Here is a 378-nt window from a genome sequence, read left to right as displayed (position 1 = left end):
TACTTTGTCGTAAAGATCAGATGCACGACCAGTTTACTGACACTGTGCCGCTTTCTGAGGAATTCCGCCAGTAAATCATTATGATTACTCAATTGATATGTTTCCCTAACATGTTAAAATAAAAACATTATATCAATGAGCGCTGATGATGTTAAGAGCAACAAAAGTACGCATCTACCCTACACCAGAACAGGCTGAATATCTCAACGCTCAGTTCGGTGCGGTTCGTTTTGCGTACAACAAAGCGCTGCACATCAAGAAAGACGCTTACCAACGGCAGGCGTAAATTTAAACCCGCGTAAAGATCTTAAACCGCTGCTTGCAGTGGCGAAAAAATCCCGCAGATATGGGTGGCTTAAAGAATATGATTCTATTGCA

General features: G+C 41.8%; 2 pseudogenes. One reads left to right on the top strand and one right to left on the bottom strand.

Annotation, left to right across the window (positions count from 1 at the left end):
- A pseudogene (locus BHE89_RS21875) lies at positions 1–92 on the bottom strand (IS200/IS605 family transposase); the annotation flags it as partial.
- Between the two features lie 56 nt (positions 93–148).
- Between BHE89_RS21875 and BHE89_RS21870 the strand changes: the two are divergent.
- Positions 149–378: pseudogene (locus BHE89_RS21870) on the top strand (helix-turn-helix domain-containing protein); the annotation flags it as partial.

Origin of the sequence: Shigella sp. FC1967 (assembly GCF_001743005.1) — a bacterium.
Classification (GTDB): Bacteria; Pseudomonadota; Gammaproteobacteria; order Enterobacterales; family Enterobacteriaceae; genus Proteus.
This window is presented reverse-complemented; position numbering and strand designations above follow the sequence as displayed.